The organism is Sinorhizobium sp. NG07B (assembly GCF_002532005.1).
GTDB classification, from domain to species: Bacteria; Pseudomonadota; Alphaproteobacteria; order Rhizobiales; family Rhizobiaceae; genus Sinorhizobium; species Sinorhizobium fredii_C.
The window spans coordinates 1,123,553-1,140,114 of sequence record NZ_NWTD01000001.1 but is presented as its reverse complement, the minus strand read 5'-3'; the positions used below and the strand labels follow the sequence as shown (position 1 = coordinate 1,140,114).

The 16,562-nt window shown below is 63.2% G+C and carries 14 protein-coding genes; 10 read left to right on the top strand and 4 right to left on the bottom strand.

Going from position 1 to position 16,562, the window contains the following annotated elements; translation table 11 throughout:
* Positions 1 to 108 precede the first annotated feature (108 nt).
* From CO664_RS05480 to CO664_RS05450, 7 genes are all read left to right on the top strand, one after another.
* Complete coding sequence (locus CO664_RS05480) at positions 109 to 1,308, top strand: ABC transporter substrate-binding protein (protein ID WP_097538101.1); 1,200 nt, start codon at positions 109 to 111, stop codon at positions 1,306 to 1,308.
* A 95-nt stretch (positions 1,309 to 1,403) separates the two neighbouring features.
* Positions 1,404 to 2,270, top strand: a complete 867-nt coding sequence (locus CO664_RS05475) for a branched-chain amino acid ABC transporter permease (protein ID WP_037415602.1) — start codon at positions 1,404 to 1,406, stop codon at positions 2,268 to 2,270.
* 4 nt (positions 2,271 to 2,274) lie between these two features.
* Positions 2,275 to 3,261: a branched-chain amino acid ABC transporter permease gene (locus tag CO664_RS05470; protein ID WP_097525353.1), complete on the top strand. Its 987-nt coding sequence runs from the start codon at positions 2,275 to 2,277 to the stop codon at positions 3,259 to 3,261.
* A gap of 2 nt (positions 3,262 to 3,263) precedes the next feature.
* Positions 3,264 to 4,043, top strand: a complete 780-nt coding sequence (locus CO664_RS05465) for an ABC transporter ATP-binding protein (protein WP_097538100.1) — start codon at positions 3,264 to 3,266, stop codon at positions 4,041 to 4,043.
* Between the two features lie 3 nt (positions 4,044 to 4,046).
* Positions 4,047 to 4,769, top strand: coding sequence for an ABC transporter ATP-binding protein (locus CO664_RS05460; protein WP_037415597.1), 723 nt, complete (start codon positions 4,047 to 4,049; stop codon positions 4,767 to 4,769).
* Positions 4,770 to 4,780: 11 nt separating this feature from the next.
* On the top strand, positions 4,781 to 5,530 hold the full coding sequence (locus CO664_RS05455) for an aspartate/glutamate racemase family protein (protein ID WP_037415594.1): 750 nt from the start codon (positions 4,781 to 4,783) through the stop codon (positions 5,528 to 5,530).
* Positions 5,531 to 5,777: 247 nt separating this feature from the next.
* Positions 5,778 to 6,482, top strand: a complete 705-nt coding sequence (locus tag CO664_RS05450; RefSeq protein ID WP_037415590.1) for a GntR family transcriptional regulator — start codon at positions 5,778 to 5,780, stop codon at positions 6,480 to 6,482.
* A 122-nt stretch (positions 6,483 to 6,604) separates the two neighbouring features.
* On the opposite strand, the gene CO664_RS05445 is transcribed toward CO664_RS05450, so the two are convergent.
* Both CO664_RS05445 and CO664_RS05440 read right to left on the bottom strand, forming a co-directional pair.
* Positions 6,605 to 9,733 (bottom strand): efflux RND transporter permease subunit, encoded by a 3,129-nt coding sequence (locus tag CO664_RS05445; RefSeq protein WP_097538099.1) that lies wholly within the window; start codon positions 9,731 to 9,733, stop codon positions 6,605 to 6,607.
* Positions 9,730 to 10,920 carry an efflux RND transporter periplasmic adaptor subunit gene (locus CO664_RS05440; protein WP_097525350.1) on the bottom strand — a complete coding sequence of 397 codons (1,191 nt, stop codon included), beginning with the start codon at positions 10,918 to 10,920 and terminating at the stop codon, positions 9,730 to 9,732. The genes CO664_RS05445 and CO664_RS05440 overlap by 4 nt, the downstream gene beginning before the upstream one ends.
* A 257-nt stretch (positions 10,921 to 11,177) precedes the next feature.
* Here CO664_RS05440 and CO664_RS05435 point away from each other — a divergent pair, with 257 nt between their 5' ends.
* The 3 genes from CO664_RS05435 (at position 11,178) to CO664_RS05425 (ending at position 15,130) form a co-directional block, all read left to right on the top strand.
* Positions 11,178 to 11,999 carry a cyclase family protein gene (locus CO664_RS05435; RefSeq protein WP_097538098.1) on the top strand — a complete coding sequence of 274 codons (822 nt, stop codon included), beginning with the start codon at positions 11,178 to 11,180 and terminating at the stop codon, positions 11,997 to 11,999.
* Between the two features lie 19 nt (positions 12,000 to 12,018).
* Positions 12,019 to 12,429, top strand: a complete 411-nt coding sequence (locus CO664_RS05430) for a carboxymuconolactone decarboxylase family protein (RefSeq protein WP_037415560.1) — start codon at positions 12,019 to 12,021, stop codon at positions 12,427 to 12,429.
* Between the two features lie 127 nt (positions 12,430 to 12,556).
* The gene (locus CO664_RS05425; protein WP_097538097.1) at positions 12,557 to 15,130 is read left to right on the top strand and encodes a UvrD-helicase domain-containing protein; all 2,574 of its coding nucleotides are present in this window, start codon (positions 12,557 to 12,559) and stop codon (positions 15,128 to 15,130) included.
* A gap of 9 nt (positions 15,131 to 15,139) precedes the next feature.
* Here the strand turns inward: CO664_RS05425 and CO664_RS05420 are convergent, their stop codons facing one another.
* Positions 15,140 to 15,601 (bottom strand): GNAT family N-acetyltransferase, encoded by a 462-nt coding sequence (locus CO664_RS05420; protein WP_037415551.1) that lies wholly within the window; start codon positions 15,599 to 15,601, stop codon positions 15,140 to 15,142.
* Between the two features lie 87 nt (positions 15,602 to 15,688).
* Positions 15,689 to 16,381 (bottom strand): phosphoribosyltransferase family protein, encoded by a 693-nt coding sequence (locus tag CO664_RS05415; RefSeq protein WP_097525347.1) that lies wholly within the window; start codon positions 16,379 to 16,381, stop codon positions 15,689 to 15,691.
* Positions 16,382 to 16,562: the final 181 nt, after the last annotated feature.

The window sequence follows — 16,562 nt, the reverse complement described above, 5'->3', positions numbered from 1 at the left end:
TCGAGTTTTGTATACAAAATCGCATAGCAATGTTGACAATAATGTACTTTAGGCTTTCCCTAACACATCCGCAGCCACATCGCGCCGGATGAAAAAATGGGGAGTGAGATGATCAACAGACGCTCGACATTGAAATCGCTGGCGCTTGGCGCCGTTTCATTTCTGGCTATCGTGGCGGGAGGAGCGTTTTCCGCGCAGGCCGAGAACAAGGAGCTCAAAATCGGTTTCGTCGGTGTGACCAGCGGTCCCGCCGCAGCTTGGGGCACATCGAACGTCCGCTCGATGCAGACGCGGGCCGACTGGCTCAACGAAACGGGTGGCGTGAGGATCGGCGAAGATACCTACAACATCAACATCGTCACCTTCGACGACCAGAAGGACCCGAAGCGGGCCATCGCCGGCATGGAAAAAATGGCCCAGGAAGGTATCCACTATGTGGTCGGGCCGAATGTAGATGACGGCGCTGCCGCCGTCCGCCCGGTGGCGGAATCCAAGGGGATCATCTATTTCCCCTATGCCTTCCCGAAAGCCCTCTATACGCCTCCGGCTTCGAATGCCGTGCTCGGAATGGTCGCCAACTATCAGTCGGGACCGGCCATCTACAAATATCTGAAAGAAAACAAGGGCGTGAAGAAGGTTGCCTTTATCGCGGCCAACGAATCCGATCCGCTCAGCCAGCGCGACAGCGGCGTTGCCGCGGCCAAGGAACTCGGGCTCGAGGTGGTCGCGGAGAAAGACACCTACCAGAACGACACCCGCGACTTCACGCCCGTGCTGACACCGATCGTGCAACTGAAGCCTGACCTCCTCGTGCTCTCGGGTGTCGCACCGGCAAATGCGCCGCTCCTGATCCGCGCGGCCCGCGAACTCGGTTACGAGGGCCTGATCTCGGCGGAAACTGCGCAGGACGCCACCGTCCTGCAAGAGGGCGCTGGCGAACTTGCCAATGGTTTCATTTCCGTCGGTGGCGCGTCGACGCCGGAAATCCGCACGCCGGTGATGGAGGAGTTCATCGATCGCTACACCAAGAAGTTCGGCGAATACAATGACGAGTCGAACACCAAGGTCTACGCGCTCGAGTACATTATCGAGACGCTGAAGGCGAACCCCAAGGCGATCGATGACGTCGAAGAGTTCAAGAAGACCATGGACACCTTCTCGGCGCCCAATCCCTACGCCAAGGACAGCACACTGAAATATGTCGGCGCTACCTCCTTCGGCCAGAAACGACAGCTCTCCGTTCCGATGGTGGTGACCGAATTCAAGGACGGCCAATTCCAGACCCTGTTCGTCGGCGAAGTGGACTGACGCTCGCAGACCGAGAGGCCGAGGGCGCGGCTCGCGCCCCCCGGCAAACTCAAAGCGCTTCGCACCGCCAAGCTCGACAGGGGCCGATTCGCCGCATGGAACAGGTAATTGCCAACGGACTCTATCTCGGCGCCCAGTATGCGCTGATCGCGTTGGGGCTGACGCTGATCTTCGCCCTGATGAACGTGCTCAATTTCGCGCACGGGCAGATGTATGTGCTGGGTGGCTTCGTGACCTACACGATCTATGGCCAGCTCAAGCTGCCATTCGTCGTGGCGCTGATCTGCTCGGGCGTGACGCTGGCGATCATCGGCGCACTCATGGAAAAGTTCCTCTTCCGGCCGGTGGTCCGCCGCAGCAAGCGCGAGGAGAGCACGATGCTGCTGGCCGCGGCGACGGCATTCTTTCTTGATGCCGTCATGCTGCTCCTGTTCGGCGAGAAGCAGCGAGGCGTCCCGAAGATCATCAGCGGCGTCTTCGTCTCCGACAGGGTAATCCTGCCCTACGACCGCATTGCCGTCGGCGTGATCGCCATCCTGATGATCGCCGCCTTCATGCTCTTCATGCAATACAGCAAGCCCGGCCGCGCCATGCGGGCGCTGGCGCAGGACCGCGTTGCGGCACAGTTGATGGGCGTCAAGGTCGAGCGCTACTCGATGATCGGCTTCGCGCTCGGGGCGATGCTTGCGGGCGTCGTCGGCGGATTGCTCGTCAGCATCACCGGAGTGAATTCCGGTATAGGCGGGCCGATCTCCATCAAAGCCTTCCTTATGGTGATGATCGGCGGCGCCGGGGTCGTCGGCGGCGCGATTGCGGGCGGCTTCATCCTTGGCATGATGGAATCGGTGGGCCTGACCGTGCTGCGCGAATATGGCGACATCACCTACCTCGTCATCTTTGCTCTGCTGATGATCTTCCTAAGCATCCGTCCGCACGGGCTGATGGGAAAACCGTGGGGTTGATCGCATGCGCAAGACTTCGGCTCCCACCTTCAAGATCGCCTCGGCAGTCCTTTTCCTGCTCGTCCTGCTTGTCGCAGTGCCGCTGCTGATCAACGCCACGGGACGAAGCGACCTCTACTACACGCTGACATCGGTGGCGCTGCTCAGCATCATCAGCGCGGGCGTGTGGATCACCTTCTATATTGGCCGCATCAATATCGGCCAGGGCGCATATGCGTTGATGGGCGGCTATGTCTCCGCCATCCTGGTGATGAATTATGGCATGTCCTTCTGGCTGACACTGCCATTGGCGGGTCTCTTCTGCGCCGTCGCGAGCGTGCTGATCGGCCTGCCCATCCTGCGGCTGCGCGGCGTCTATTTCGCGATGGTGTCGCTGGTATTGACCGAGGTTGCCCGCCTTCTCGCCCTTGCACTGCCGATTACCAATGGTGCCAGTGGCATCGTCAGCATTCCGCTGCCGACCGGCATTAGCTTTTTCGGCCTAACGCTCGTTCCGGATTTTGCCACACTGGCCAATCCCCGTCTGGCCTTCTATATCGTTGCGGTGCTTTTGATGGCGCTCTGCTTTCTCGGCCTCTACCGGCTCGCTCATTCCCGCATCGGACAACTCTGCCAGTCACTGCAGCAGAACGAGGAACTCGCTTCGTCGATCGGCGTCAACATCGCCTATCTCCGCGTCATCGCCTATGCGCTTTCCTCCTTCCTCGGCGGGGTCGGCGGAGCGATGTTCGCCTCGATCTCCCAATCGATCTATCCGTCGAGCTTCACCGTCGCCGACTCGGTCAACTTCATGCTGAACTGCTTCCTCGGCGGGCTCGGCTACGTGCTCGGGCCGATGCTCGGTACGTTCGTGCTCTATTTCGGCTGGGATCTGCTGTTCCAGACCGGCGAATTCCAGCTCCTGATCTTCTCCGCAGTGCTGATCGTGCTGATGCTGGTCCTCCCCAACGGCCTCCTCAGCCTGGCACTCCCGCGCAAAAGGAGCCTCTAGCGATGCCGGACATCCTGGAAGTTGTCGGGCTTACCAAACGTTTCGGCGGCCTCGTCGCGGTCAACGACGTATCCTTCACCGTCCGTGAGCGCGAGATCCTCTCGGTGATCGGGCCGAACGGCGCCGGCAAGTCGACACTGTTCAAGCTGATCTCATCCTTCCTCCGACCGACGCACGGCGAAGTCCGCTTCAATCGCGAGCGCATCTCCGGTCTCGCGCCGCACATCACTGCCCGCAAGGGCGTCGTGCGGACGTTCCAGGAAACGACGATATTCAAGGACATGACGGTCCGCGACAACGTCGTGACCGCCCATCATCTGCGTTCGCGCGCCAGTCTTGCCGGTTTCTACTTCGGGAGCGCTGCGGCGCGGCGCGATCTCGAGGCCTTCGGTGCCTCGGCGGACGAAATCCTTGTGTTCCTCGGACTGAACGCGATGCGCAGCGAGATTGCCAGCACCCTGCCGCACGGTCATCTGCGTGCACTCGGCATTGCGATCGCGCTTGCCACCGACCCCGCCATCATGCTCCTCGATGAACCTTTCGCTGGCATGAACCACGACGAGACCCGCCGCGCTGTCGAAATCGTCCGCAAGCTGCGTGAACGCGGCGTTACGGTGCTCCTCGTCGAGCACGACATGCCGGCCGTCATGAATATTTCCGACCGTATTGTCGTGCTCAACTTCGGCCAGAAAATCGCCGAGGGCACCCCGGCCGAAATCCAGCAGAACCCCAAGGTCATCGAGGCTTATCTCGGTGCCGAAGACGAATCGATCGGAATGTAGTCCATGGAGCCGCTGCTCAAATTCGATGACGTCGAACTCTACTACGACCACGTCTATGCGCTGAAAGGCGTCACCATTGAGGTTCAAGAGGGCGAGACCGTTGCGCTGATCGGAGCCAATGGCGCAGGCAAGTCGTCCATCCTGCGCGCCATCACCGGCTTGCGGAAAATCCGCAAGGGCGAGATCCGCTATCACGGGAAGCGCATCGACGGTGTCGCACCGGACGAGATCGTCCGGATGGGCATCTCGATGGTGCCCGAGGCGCGCCGCGTCTTTCCTTTCATGACCGTGCGCGACAATCTGCTGATGGGCGCCTTCACCCGCAGCGACAAGGCCGAGATTCAGCAGAGCATCGATATGGTGCTGACGCGTTTCCCGCGTCTCAAGGAGCGATATTCGCAGCAGGCCGGGACGATGAGCGGCGGCGAGCAGCAGATGCTGGTCATCGGCCGAGCGCTAATGGCCCGGCCGCGTCTGCTCCTGCTCGACGAGCCGTCGCTCGGTGTCGCTCCGAAGCTGGTGCAGGACATTGCCCGGTCAATCGTGGCGATCAATCGCGACGAAAAGGTCAGTGTGCTGCTGGTCGAGCAGAACTCGCGCATGGCGCTGAGGATCTCGCAGCGCGCCTATGCATTGACGACCGGAAAGGTCGCGCTCAGCGGCAATTCCCCTGAATTGCTAACCGACGAACGGGTCAAGCATCTTTATCTCGGCGGCGAATTCTAGGCAGCTCAATCATGCGCATACTCGTGATAAACCCCAATACGACCACGTCGATGACCGACAAGATCGGCAAGGCGGCACAAGCTGCGGCGTCGCCGGCAACGGAGGTCGTTGCTGTCAATCCCAAGGACGGCCCGCCGAGCATCGAGGGCTACTTCGACGAGGTCTTCTCGGTGCCAGGCATCATCGCGGAAATGGCGAAGGCAGGTACGATGGATGCCTATGTGATCGCCTGTTTCGATGACACGGGGCTCGACGCGGCACGCTGCGCCACCGAAGCACCCGTCATCGGGATCGGCGAAGCGGCCTTCCACCTCGCCACCCTCATTGCCGGCAAGTTCAGCGTCGTGACCACGCTTGCACGTTCGGTGCCGGCGATCGAACACAATCTGCTGAAATACGGTCTCTCGTCCCGCTGCGCCAAGGTCCGCGCCTCGGATGTGGCGGTGCTCGATCTCGAGCTACCGGGCTCCGACGCGCGCCACAAGATTTCCGCCGAAATTGCGCGTGCCGTCGCCGAGGACAAGGCCGAAGCAATCGTGCTTGGTTGCGCGGGGATGGCGGATCTCGCTCACGCTCTCTCGATCGAGCACGGTGTGCCGGTGCTCGACGGGGTCGCCTGCGCGGTCCGGCTCGCAGAAACAGTCTCGGCTCTTGGTCTCAGGACGTCGAAGATCGGCGGCTACGCCGAACCGCGCGCGAAACGATTCTCGGGGCGTTACGCGCCGTGGTCTCCGCCACTACAGCGCAGCGCGTCTAGTTAGACGCGCAAAAGGTCGCTGTAGCATTTTGAGATTGCTGCACGATTTTGTCCTTAAATCGATTCCGATGTAGGGAATCACGCAGCAGGCAGGAACTCGACCAGCGCTCCAAAGCGCGACGTCCTCCGGGGCTGTCCGATTGGTTGGATTGACCGATGAGCACGCCCTATGAGAATTCATGAGCTTCGAGTCGAAGCGCGGACGTATTGGTCAGCGCGCCGCATGACGCAAGCTCGCCAGAGACGATGAAATGTTGACGACCCTCAGGCCCGAAAAAGATCGCAAGAAACCGGCGGCGCGCTGGTCACCGATCTATCATGGTCTGAGGGATGCAATCGTCAGCCATCGGCTGACGCCGGGCACAAAACTGCCGGAGGATGAACTCGCCTCGATCTATTCAGTAAGCCGAACCGTCATCCGCGCCGCACTTCAGGCCCTCGCCCATGACTGGCTGGTGCGGCTGGAGCCAAATAGGGGTGCCTTCGTCGCGCAACCTTCGCCAAAGGAGGCACGCGAAGTATTCGAGGCCCGCGCACTGATCGAGCCCCGCGTAGCCGCGCTCGCCGCACAGGTCGCAAGGGCCGAGGACGTAACCTTGCTGCGTGGCCATCTCGAAAGAGAGCACGAGGCGCTGGACGCCGGGCGCGACAGCGATGCCATCATGCTGTCCGCCATGTTCCATGTCGGCGTTGCCGAGATCGCCGATCAAGCCGTCCTGACCGGCTTCGTGCGCGATCTTGTGTCGCACTCCTCACTGATCATCGCGCTTTATTGGAAGCGTCGGGATACAACCTGCGAGAGCCACGCGCATCATGCGCTGGTCGACGCCATCGAGGCACGTGATTCAGATAGGGCCGCGCAACTGATGAAGGACCATCTACACGATCTGCTGTCCGGCCTCGAGCTCAAGCGCACCGGCCGGAAACCGGAACATCTCGCCGACATCCTCCGCTGAGATCTCCTACAGCGCCGCGCGTCTTATCAGACGCGCAAAGGTCGCTGTAGCACTTTGAGTTGCTGCATGTCGTTGTTCTTAAATCGAGGTCGATTTAAGGAGACATGCAGTAGACCGGCCCCTCACCCTTTGAACGCCGCCGCCGCATCCATTTCCTCGTGCAGCTTGCGCTCCTCGTCCGCGTGCGGACTGGTGAAGCGGGCGATGACGAGATAGGCGACCGGGGTCAGATACAAGGTCACGATCACCGCAAGTCCAAGGCCGCCGACGAGCACCCAGCCGAGTGCGATGCGCGCTTCAGCCCCTGCCCCGCTCGCGAGCACCAGGGGCACGGCGCCGACGATGGTGGCGATCATCGTCATCATCACCGGCCTCAGACGGATATTGGCGGCGTTCTCGATGGCGCTGCGCACGTCGTGGCCGCGGTCACGCAGTTGGTTGGCGAACTCGACGATCAGGATGCCGTTCTTCGCCATGATGCCGACCAGCATGACGAGACCGATCTGGCTGTAGATGTTCAGAGTATTGCCGGTCATGATCATCGCGAAGACGGCGCAGGCGAGGCCGAGCGGCACCGTCGACATGATGATGATGCCGCTGACGAAGCTTTCGAACTGCGCCGCCAACACCAGGAAGATGATGACGATCGCGAAGCCGAAGGTGATGAAGAGGCCGCTGGCGTTCTCGTCGAGCGTCGCGGCTTCAGCGAGCGGCATGACACGCGACCCCGGCGGCAGCAGCGGCTCGGCCATGTCTTCCACCATCGTCAGTGCCTCGCCGAGTGCGAGGTCGGATTTCAGGCCGGCCGACAGCGAGACGGCGCGGAGCTGCAATTCGCGTGCAAGCTGGGGCGCCACGGCCTTCTCCTCGATCGTCGCGATCGACGACATCGGCACGATCCGGCCGTCGCCGGCCTTGACGAAGATGTTCTGCAGGTCGGTGGGATCGTTGAGCGGCGTGGTGGAGGAGAGCAGCTTGACCGGATAGGCCTCTCCCTCGACAAAGATGTCGACGACGCTGCTGCCGTCGAGCATTGCCTGCATCGCCCAGGAAAGCGCACTGATGTCGACGCCGAGGTCGGAGGCGCGCTCGCGGTCGATGGTCACAGACAATTGCGCCTGGTTCGCCTCGTAGTTCAGCCGCACGTTCTCGAAGCGGCCGGTATCTTCCATGGCCCGCACCAGTTTCGCCGCAGCATCGCCGAGCTTCGTATAGTCGTTGCCGACCAGCGCCACCTGGAGGCCGCTGCCGGCTCCCCGAATACCGAGGCTGTTGGGCTGTATGGCGAAGGCGCGGACCGAGGGAACCTTGGCGGTCACCTTGTTGATATCCGCGACGATCTGCTGCTGGGACCGCTCACGCTGCTCCCAGGAGGCGAGCGTCAGCACCATGAAGCCGCTATTCGCCGAACCGCCCTGGCCGGAAATCGAAAACACATTGGTGACTTCGCCGGATTTGACGAGCGGCTGCAGCCCCTCCTCGATCCGGCGCATCTGGGCCTGCGTATATTCGAGCGAGACGCCTTGCGGCGCGTTGATCCGGAGCATCACCTGCGACCGGTCCTCGTTCGGCGTCAGCTCCGATTTCAGCGTCATGAACGCCGCCGCCCCGGCAACTGTGAAGAAGGCGGCGACCGTGAAGACGACGAGCGGCGCATTGAGGCAGGCGCGGAGCGTCACGCGGTAGAAGCCGGCGGCACGCTGGCCGAAGCGCGCCATCGGGCCTTGATGCGCATGCGCCTCGCTGGTCAGCATGCGCGAGGCGAGCATCGGGCAAAGCGTCAGCGAAACGAAGGAGGACAGCAGGATCGAGAAAGCGAGCACGAAGCCGAATTCGCGGAAAAGCCCGCCTGTCTGCCCCGGCAGGAACGAGAGCGGCACGAAGACGGCCGCCAGCGTCGCAGTGGTCGCCAGGACGGCGAAGAAGACCTCGAGCGTTCCATGCACGGCGGCCGCGCGTGGACCCAGGCCTTCCGCTCGGCGGCGCACGATGTTCTCCAGCACCACGATCGCGTCGTCGACGACAAGCCCGGTCGCCAGCACGATCGCAAGCAGCGTCAGGATGTTGATCGAGAAGCCGGCGAGATAGATCGCCGCCACCGTTCCGACAAGCGCAATCGGCATGCTGATCGTCGGGATCAGCGTCGCGCGCCAGTCGAGCAGGAATAGATAGATGACGAGCGTGACGATGAAGACGGCGACGACCAGCGCGATCTCCACCTCATGGATTGCGCCATTGATGAACACCGCATCGTCGCTGGTGATCTTGAGCTCGGTGCCCGCCGGCAGGATGTCCGAGGAGATCGTATCGACCACCTTGCGCACGCCTTCGGAAATATCGACGGTGTTCGACTGCGCCTGGCGGATGATGCCGAGACCGATGCCCTGGCGGCCATTGGAGCGCAACGCCGAACTCCCGGTGTCCGGGCCGAGCGTCACCGTCGCCACGTCGCGCAGCCGGACATTGCTGCCGAGGATCAGGTTCTCGAACTGCTCGGGCGTCTGCAGGTCCGCAGTCGCCCGGACCGAGATCTCCTGGCTGGCGCTCGTCAGCGAGCCGGCCGGGACGTCGTAGGAAGCATTCGCCAGCGCCTCGCGCAAATTGGCGACGGTGACGCCGCGCCCGGCGAGCTTCGCCTGGTTGAGGTCGATGCGGAAGATCTTCTCCTGGTCGCCATAGACGGTGACATCGGCAACGCCCTCGACGGCCGCCAGCCGGTCGCTAATCTCGTTCTCGACCAGCAGCGTCATGTCCTCCATCGACATGGTGTCGGAGGTCAGCGCCAGGCGCATGATCGGCTGGCTGTCGGAATCGGCCTTGACAATGCGCGGCTCTTCCACGTCGTCCGGCAGCTGGCCGCTGATTCGGCCGAGCGCATCGCGAATGTCGTTCGCCGCCTGGCCGATGTCGGTCGTGTCGGAAAATTCGAGCGTCACGCGGCTGCGGCCGAAGGACGACGACGAGGAAATGCCCTTGATGCCCTGGACGCGCGACACCGCACCTTCGATGACCGAGGTCACCTCGCGATCGATGGTCTCGGGCGAGGCGCCCTCGAACTCCGTCGTCACCGATATGACCGGCTGGTCGACCTGCGGCAGCTCGCGGATCTCGATGCCGTTCCAGGCGGCAAGCCCCGCGACCACGATCAGCATGTTGACGACGAGTGCGAAAATCGGCCGGCGGATAAAGAGCGCGGTGAAGCCGGTCTTGCCGCCCTGCCCGCCGGGGTGACCACCAATGCCGATGTTCATTGCGCGTCCCCCGCCACCTTCTGCTCGCGTTCGGGGCTTGCCTCGCCGGCTATGCGCACCGCGCCGCCGTCGCGAAGCCGCTGCACACCCTCGGTGACGATGCGGTCACCCTCGGCGATCTGCGCCTCGACCAGCACCTTGTCGGGATTGCGCTGGATGATCTTGATCGGCACGCGCTGGCTCTTGTCGCCGCTGACGCGCCAGATATAGGAGCCTTCCGAGCTCCACTGGATAGACAGCGGGTCGACGGTCGGATAGCGATCGCCGTCAAAGGCCATCGTGACCGAGAAGGACATGCCGGCACGCAGCATGTCGTCCGGATTTTCGATCCGCGCCCGCACCCGGAGCGTGCGGCTTGCCTGATCGAGGCGGTTGTCGATCGCATGAATGGCGCCGGTGAGCTGGCGGCCGGGTTGCGCCACCGCATTCGCGGTGACCGGCTGCCCCACGGAAATCTTGCTGGCGAAGCGTTCCGGCACCCAGAAATCGACCAGGATCTGCGACCGGTCATCGACGACGGCGATCGGCGTCGACGTGGTGACGTAGTCGCCGACATTGACGGTGATGATGCCGACGATGCCCTTCGAAGGCGCCACGACGTCGCGCCGCTTGAGATCGAGCTCAGCCGTCCTCAGCGCCAGTTCGGCGGCCTGCATGGCGATCTCGGCGTCGCGGATCTCGACCGCGGTAACCGCGCGGGCCGTTCCGAGATTGCGATAGCGCTCGACCTTTTCCCGGGCGCTGTCGCGCGTCAGCCGGGCCTGCTCGGCGGCAATCATCTGCTCGTCGCTGTCGAGCCGCGCGATCACCTGGCCCTCCTCGATCCTGTCGCCGGATTTTACCAGGATTTCCGTCAGATTACCCGTGGAAGCGGGCGTCACGGTCACCGAGCGGATTGCTTCGCCATTGCCGATGGCGTTCAGCCTATTGTTGACGATCGCGCTCTCAGCCGGCCTGACGACCACGAGCGCCGCGTCCGAGAAGCCGCGCCCACCTTCTCCGCGCCCGCCGTTGCGGGGGCCACCGGCTCCCTCGCCGCCCGCAGATCCGGAGAGCGCATCGATCAGCGGATGCGAAACACCAATCGCCCCCAGCGTTTCACCCGCTCCGGGGGCAAAGCGCACCCAGGCGGCTCCCCCGACGACGAGTACGAGGAGGCTGACCGCCAGTTGCTTCAAAAAGCGCATGCATGTCTCCGAATAAGATACGCGCTCCAGCGCGGCGCGTACCGGCGGAACGTTCCGAGTTGCCGCAAGTATCATTGTTTGCGCGCCTTCGGGCAATCTCGGAACGCCATCATTACGCATTTGTAATGAAAGCAGAATTTGTTGTCCGCATCATGGCGCCCCCGCATGCCGGCGCTCGTCGATCGCTGTTTACAGCCGCCGCGGCTCGGCTATTCTGCCTCATGAAACCGGACGTTGAAAAAGGGGGGAGAAAGCACATGTGCGATGCATGCGTGATCGAATCGGTAAAGCAGCAAATGTTGTCGCGGCGCAGCTTCTTCCGCGCCGCCGCTGTCGCATCGGCGGGCGCCGCGGCCGCCGGCATGGGGGTCGCGCCGCCGGCGCTTGCCACCGGCCATACGAGCGTCACCGACCTCACCCATGAACTCCATGAGGAGTTTCCGACCTTCTTCGGCCAGCAGCAGTTCTTCCGCGAGCAGAAGTTCAACTTTGCCGAACATACGTTCAACCTGTTCGAGCTCCGGGTGAACGAACATACCGGCACCCATGTCGATGCGCCGCTGCATTTCTCCGCCGACGGCCTCTCGGTCGCGGAACTGCCGGTCGAAAAACTCCTCGTGCCGCTCTGCATCGTCGACATTCGCGAGAGGGCGGCAGCCGACCCGGACGCGCAGGTCACACCCGAGGACATCAAGGCGTGGATCGCCGCCAATGGCGATGTTCCGGAGAATGCCTGCGTCGCCATGCTTTCCGGTTGGACGGCCCATCTCGGCACGGAGAAGTTCCGCAACGCCGACGCCGAGGGCAAGCTGCACTTCCCCGGCTTCCATGTCGACGCAGCCAAGTTTCTGCTCCAGGAAACGAAGGCTGCCGGCATTGCCGTCGACACGCTCTCGCTCGATCACGGCATATCTCCTGACTTCGCCACCCACCGCGCCTGGCTGCCGGAGGGTCGCTGGGGGCTGGAAGCCGCCGCCAATCTCGACAAGCTACCGGCCAAGGGCGCAACGCTCGTCCTCGGCGCGCCGAAGCACCGCGGCGGCACCGGCGGGCCGGCGCGCGTTTTCGCCCTCGTTTAGAACCTCGGAAGGAAGCATCATGAGCACCGTTGCGCCGCCGTCCGACCCCGAATCGAACCTGCGCGTCAAGGCGGTTTTCGACGACATCCGCGCCACGCGGAAATCGGACTTCATCAACAATATGTGGCTGTGGCTCGCCTTCGATCCGGACCTGCTGGAACGCACCTGGGCGGAGGTCAAGGCGGTGATGGCGACGCCCTCGGCGCTCGATCCGCTGGTCAAGGAGATGCTGTACATCGCAGTTTCCGTCAGCAATGGCTGCGGCTATTGCATCCACTCGCACACCGCCGCCGCCAAGGCAAAGGGGATGAGCGAAGCCGAGCATGCCGATCTGCTGCGCGTCATTTCGCTTGCCGCCAAGACCAACCAGCTGGCGACCGCGCTGCAGGTCCCGGTCGATCCGGCCTTCGACGCCACGGCCGAACGATAGCGACATCGAAACACCAGCGCTGAAAACGCCTGTCTTTCCACAGGTTTGCAGAAATCCGACGAGACTCCGGAATAAAAGAAGAACATCCTTTCTGGCCTTTCGGTCCCGAATCACTACATTGGGCCGCATGAGCAAAGGTTTCGACGACATCCCCTTCTTCGACGAGGAGCCGGCGCCGCGCAAACCCGCCCCTGCCGCCGGCGGCATCGCGGCGCGCGCCATGGCTGCCCGCGACAAGGCGCAACGGCCGGACTATCTCTCCGGTCTCAACTCGGAACAGCGCGAAGCCGTCGAAACGCTGGAGGGCCCGGTGCTCGTGCTTGCCGGCGCCGGCACCGGCAAGACGCGCGTGCTGACCACCCGCATCGCCCATATCCTGTCGACCGGCCGCGCCTATCCCTCGCAGATCCTCGCCGTGACCTTCACCAACAAGGCGGCGCGCGAGATGAAGGAGCGCATCGGCGTGCTCGTCGGCCATGCGGTCGAAGGCATGCCCTGGCTCGGCACCTTCCACTCGATCGGTGTCAAGCTCTTGCGCCGCCATGCCGAACTCGTGGGGCTGAGATCCGATTTCACCATCCTCGACACCGACGACGTCGTGCGGCTGATCAAGCAGCTTATCCAGGCCGAAGGGCTGGACGACAAGCGTTGGCAGGCCAAGCAATTCGCCGCCATGATCGACACCTGGAAGAACAAGGGCCTCGATCCGGCGCATATCCCCGAGGGCGACGCCCGCGCCTTCGCGAACGGCAAGGGCCGCGAGCTCTACGCCGCCTACCAGAACCGCCTGGTGACGCTAAACGCCTGCGACTTCGGCGACCTGCTGCTGCACCCGATCCGCATGTTCCGCGCCAATCCGGACGTGCTCAAGGATTATCACGACAAGTTCCGCTATATCCTCGTCGACGAGTACCAGGATACCAACACGGCGCAATATATGTGGCTGCGGCTCTTGGCGCAGCGGCCGCAGAGCGGCAAGGCCGTCGTGAGAGAAACGCCTGCGGGCGAAGCCCGAGCCAGCCAAGGCTGGCCGGACGACGTTTCGTCCGCCCCCGCGGAGCGCAGCCGCGCAGGCGGCGACAGCGTGAGCGCAAACAAACAGCAGCAGATAAACATCTGCTGCGTCGGCGACGACGACCAGTCGATATACGGCTGGCGCGGCGCCGAGGTCGACAATATCCTCCGTTTTGAGAAGGACTTCCCGGGCGCCAAGGTCATCAAGCTCGAGCGCAACTACCGCTCGACCGAGCATATCCTCGGCACCGCCGCGCATCTGATCGCCCACAATGAGGGCCGGCTCGGCAAGACACTCTTCACCGAACGCAGCCACCCGGACGACGAGAAGGTGCATGTGCACGCCGCCTGGGATTCCGAAGAGGAAGCCCGCGCCGTCGGCGAGGAGATCGAACAGCTCCAGCGCCAGAAGCACAATCTGAACGACATTGCGATCCTGGTGCGCGCCTCCTTCCAGATGCGCGAGTTCGAAGACCGCTTCGTCACCCTCGGCCTCAATTATCGCGTCATCGGCGGCCCGCGCTTCTACGAGCGGCTCGAAATCCGCGACGCCATGGCATATTTCCGCCTCGTCTGCCAGCCGGCCGACGATCTCGCCTTCGAGCGCATCGTCAACACGCCGAAACGAGGCCTCGGCGACACCACCGTTCGAACCCTGCACGACTATGCCCGCGCCCGCGACATTCCGATGCTCGCCGCCGCAACCGAGATCATCGAGACCGACGAGTTGAAGCCGAAGGCGCGCAAGGCGCTGTTCGACGTCGTCACCGATTTCCGCCGCTGGCAGACCTTGCTCGAAACGACGCCGCACACGGAGCTTGCCGAACAGATCTTGGATGAGAGTGGCTATACGGCGATGTGGCAGGCGGACAAGTCGGCCGAAGCGCCGGGGCGGCTTGAAAACCTCAAGGAACTCATCCGCTCGATGGAGGCCTTCGAATCAATGCGCGGCTTCCTGGAGCATGTCGCGCTCGTCATGGATGCCGAGCAGAACGAGGACATGGATGCCGTGTCGATCATGACGCTGCACTCGGCCAAGGGCCTGGAATTCGACACCGTCTTCCTGCCGGGCTGGGAGGAAGGTCTCTTTCCGCATCAGCGGGCACTCGACGAGGGCGGCCGCGCCGGGCTCGAAGAGGAACGCCGCCTCGCCTATGTCGGGATCACCCGCGCCAAGCGCCGCTGTCACATCTGGTTCGTCTCGAACCGCCGCATTCACGGCCTCTGGCAGTCGACGATGCCGTCGCGCTTCCTCGACGAACTGCCGGTCGACCATGTCGAGGTCGCCGAGCAGGACGTCTCCTATGGCGGCTACAATCGCGGCGGCTATGGCCAATCCCGCTTCGACAAGGCCGATCCGTTCGAGAACAGCTACCAGACGCCCGGCTGGAAGCGCGCCCAGCAGCACCGCTCGGACGCCACCCGCGACAATTGGGGCAGCCGCTCCGGCCATGCCGTCGAACGCATCGGCTACGGCGAGTCAGGTCCCCGCACCCGCACCATCGAGGGCGAGCTCGTCGCCAAGTCGACGACTGCGGAACCGTCCCGCTTCAGCGTCGGCGACCGCGTCTTCCATCTGAAATTCGGCAACGGCAACATTGCCGCGGTCGAAGGCAACAAGCTGACGATCGATTTCGACCGCGCCGGACAGAAGCGCGTGCTGGAGGGGTTTGTGGAAAGAGTGTGACGCGCCCCCTCAGATCACCATCCGATACATCACGAAGCCCGACTTCTCCGCCACCTTGTCGTAGAGCCGCATCGCCTTGAGGTTGGTCTCGTGGGTCAGCCAGTAGACCCGCGAGGTGCCGGCGCGTCGCGCTGCTTCGAAGACCCCGTTGATCAGCGCCTCGCCGACCCCTCTGCCGCGGGCTGCCTCGTTGATGAAGAGGTCCTGGAGATAGCAGTTCGGCTGGATTGCCGTGGTGGTGCGGTGAAAGATGAAGTGGGTGAGCCCGACCAACCGGCCCTTGTTCTCGGCAACCAGGGCATGCATCGGTTCATAGGCATCGAAGAAGCGCGACCAGGTCATATGGGTGATGTCGGGAGCGAGTGCGGCTTCGCCCGAACGTCCGTAAAAGGCGTTGTAGCCCTCCCAGAGCAGCAGCCACTGGTCGTAGTCGCCCCGGACGACCGGGCGGATGGAAAGGTTTTCACTCATCGTCGAACCCACCGGAAAGGCCGTTGCGGGGGCGCCAGCATAACCCTTGATTTCGGCAAGGTCTATCTGGCAGCCGCATGCCGTCGATCACTGATTTTCATCCGAAGGGGCCCTTGCTGCGCTTTCTCCTTTCGCGCGCCGCATCAGCGCGATCACCTCGGCGTCGGTGGTTTGCTCGAAATCGTCGTAATAGATGCTGACCGCATGAAAGGGATGAGGCGTTGCGAGGCAGACGACCCGGTCCACTTGACGGCGAAGGCCGGCGATTGCACTCGGCGGAGCCACCGGGACGGCCACGACAAGTGCCGCAGCGCCCGCCTTCCGGAGCGCCTGGACGGCGGCCCTCACCGTGCCGCCGGTGGCAATCCCGTCGTCGACGAGGATGACCTTGCGCCTTGCCGGAGAAATGCGCGGCCGGTCGCCGAGGTAAAGTTCGCGGCGGCGCTCCAGTTCCAGGCGCTGACGCGACACCTCGGCATCGATATATTCCTGTGAGGGTTTGACCAGGCGCATGACCTCGGCGTTGAGCACCAGTTGCGGTTCGTCGCCATCGACGAGCGCGCCGAGGCCGAACTCGGCCTGTCCGGGAGCGCCGATCTTCCGTACGATCAGCAGTTCGAGCGGAGCACCGAGGACCGTCGCCACCTCGAAGGCAACCGGCACGCCGCCGCGTGGCAGCGCCATCACCAGGGGCTCGGCAATGCCCTCGCTTGCGATGGCAGCAGCGAGCCTTCGCCCCGCGTCGATCCGGTCTGCGAAGCAAGGTCTCTCATCCGACATGGAGCACGCTCCGGAGCATCGTCTGACAGGTTGAACCGATGCATATCATGAGAGGTATCGGCCCCTTAGGTTGGATGAATCGTCCGAGAACCGTGTGCTCCCGTATCCGACTGGATGGCGCGGGTGAAGATTCTTGTCGCAACCAGTGCGAGAAAGACCAAACGCTCAAATTGCAGCGAAT

Bases quoted from the DNA above. Each gene is read 5' to 3' on its own strand.
- CO664_RS05480 (WP_097538101.1), top strand. From the start codon at position 109: ATGATCAACAGACGCTCGACATTGAAATCGCTGGCGCTTGGCGCCGTT.
- CO664_RS05475 (WP_037415602.1), top strand. From the start codon at position 1,404: ATGGAACAGGTAATTGCCAACGGACTCTATCTCGGCGCCCAGTATGCG.
- CO664_RS05470 (WP_097525353.1), top strand. From the start codon at position 2,275: ATGCGCAAGACTTCGGCTCCCACCTTCAAGATCGCCTCGGCAGTCCTT.
- CO664_RS05465 (WP_097538100.1), top strand. From the start codon at position 3,264: ATGCCGGACATCCTGGAAGTTGTCGGGCTTACCAAACGTTTCGGCGGC.
- CO664_RS05460 (WP_037415597.1), top strand. From the start codon at position 4,047: ATGGAGCCGCTGCTCAAATTCGATGACGTCGAACTCTACTACGACCAC.
- CO664_RS05455 (WP_037415594.1), top strand. From the start codon at position 4,781: ATGCGCATACTCGTGATAAACCCCAATACGACCACGTCGATGACCGAC.
- CO664_RS05450 (WP_037415590.1), top strand. From the start codon at position 5,778: ATGTTGACGACCCTCAGGCCCGAAAAAGATCGCAAGAAACCGGCGGCG.
- CO664_RS05445 (WP_097538099.1), bottom strand. From the start codon at position 9,733: ATGAACATCGGCATTGGTGGTCACCCCGGCGGGCAGGGCGGCAAGACC.
- CO664_RS05440 (WP_097525350.1), bottom strand. From the start codon at position 10,920: ATGCGCTTTTTGAAGCAACTGGCGGTCAGCCTCCTCGTACTCGTCGTC.
- CO664_RS05435 (WP_097538098.1), top strand. From the start codon at position 11,178: ATGTGCGATGCATGCGTGATCGAATCGGTAAAGCAGCAAATGTTGTCG.
- CO664_RS05430 (WP_037415560.1), top strand. From the start codon at position 12,019: ATGAGCACCGTTGCGCCGCCGTCCGACCCCGAATCGAACCTGCGCGTC.
- CO664_RS05425 (WP_097538097.1), top strand. From the start codon at position 12,557: ATGAGCAAAGGTTTCGACGACATCCCCTTCTTCGACGAGGAGCCGGCG.
- CO664_RS05420 (WP_037415551.1), bottom strand. From the start codon at position 15,601: ATGAGTGAAAACCTTTCCATCCGCCCGGTCGTCCGGGGCGACTACGAC.
- CO664_RS05415 (WP_097525347.1), bottom strand. From the start codon at position 16,381: ATGTCGGATGAGAGACCTTGCTTCGCAGACCGGATCGACGCGGGGCGA.